Consider the following 1,177-nt stretch of genomic DNA (forward strand, 5'->3'; position numbering starts at 1 on the left):
TGGAGGAGCTCAAGAAGACCGAGGGAGAGGTTGAAATCCTCGTTCCGATTGGGGCCGGTTCCTTCCTCAAGGGCAGGATAACCGACAAGGAGAACGCGATTGTGAGCGTTGGAGCGGGTTACGCCGTCGAGAAGAACCTCGATAGCGCCATCGAGTATCTCGAGGAGCGCATAAAGGAGTACGACGAGGCAATCGCGAAGACTCAGGAGGCTCTGAAGAAGCTTGAGGCCCAGCTCGGAGAGCTCGCCAAGAGGGCGCAGGAGTTGCAGGCCAAGAAGGCTTGATTCCCTTCCCGTTTTTGGATTCCTTTGGAAAAAGGTTTTATACGTTAATCCCCAAGAGGTTACACGATTAATCCCAGAGGTGGCGGAGATGGTCAAGATAATGGCATCCAAGCTTAGGGATGTTGAGCTCATAACTGACACTGGAATAAGACTCGGGTGGGTCTACGACCTCAGTTTTGACGAGGAGACCGGTGAAATCCTTGTAATCGTCGCCGAGCCCGACGAGGACCTCGACACGAGCGAGTTCGTTACCGACCACGAGGGCCTTCTCCTAATTCCAATAAGCGCCGTGAAGAGCATCGGAGAGGTCATAATAATAGACACCAACAAGCTCGCCGTCCGCTCCAAGCTCAAACGCCTTCCGAAGGCAACCTCCCCGAGACCGAGGGGAACCCTTGAGGGCGGTCTAAAGAAAAGGGACTAGAGGCCCTCGAAGAGCCTGTCCGCTAAAAACCTTGGCAATCCTGCCTCTATTATCTTCCTCGCGCTCTCTTCAACGTCGTATTCGACCCGGTGAAAGGTCACTTCTCCCGTTTCCGTGTCCATCAGCGCGTAGCTTGCCCGCCAGTCCCCATCCCTCGGCTGGCCGACGGAGCCAGGATTTATTATCCTCCTCCCTTCGATTTCCTTCAGCATCGGCACGTGGGTGTGGCCGAGAAGCAGGTCATCCTGGCGGACGTAGCTCAGAACTGCTTTAAACTCACTCTCTGGAAGCCAGGGGAAGAGGTACTCGTCGAGGGGCGCCCTCGGCGAGCCGTGGATGAGGAGGTAACTCCTACCCGTGTCGTCAGTGAAGATTTGCCTCACTGGAAGTCGCCTGAGGAACTCAAGGTTCTCGACTGTCATGACGCGCTGGTGCCACCTTACGGCCTGCCTCGCGTAGGGGTTGAAGC

At 55.9% G+C, this 1,177-nt stretch carries 3 protein-coding genes; 2 read left to right on the forward strand and 1 reads right to left on the reverse strand.

The genetic code is table 11. The features are described from left to right. Together pfdA and MVO87_RS03680 are read left to right on the forward strand one after the other, a co-directional pair. The coding region (pfdA, locus tag MVO87_RS03675) for a prefoldin subunit alpha (RefSeq protein ID WP_297552231.1) at window positions 1–284 on the forward strand (284 nt) is incomplete at its 5' end. Between the two features lie 88 nt (window positions 285–372). Further along, window positions 373–708, forward strand: coding sequence for a PRC-barrel domain-containing protein (locus MVO87_RS03680; RefSeq protein ID WP_297512564.1), 336 nt, complete (start codon window positions 373–375; stop codon window positions 706–708). Here MVO87_RS03680 and MVO87_RS03685 read toward each other — a convergent pair. After that, window positions 705–1,177, reverse strand: a 473-nt coding sequence (locus tag MVO87_RS03685) for a metallophosphoesterase family protein (RefSeq protein WP_297552234.1), incomplete at its 5' end; no start/stop codon positions are given. The two genes, MVO87_RS03680 and MVO87_RS03685, sit on opposite strands and share 4 nt — an antisense overlap.

The organism is Thermococcus sp. (assembly GCF_027063845.1).
Classification (GTDB): domain Archaea; phylum Methanobacteriota_B; class Thermococci; order Thermococcales; family Thermococcaceae; genus Thermococcus.

Excerpts from the sequence above, each read along its gene's own strand:
- MVO87_RS03680 (WP_297512564.1), top strand. The coding sequence starts at position 373 with ATGGTCAAGATAATGGCATCCAAGCTTAGGGATGTTGAGCTCATAACT.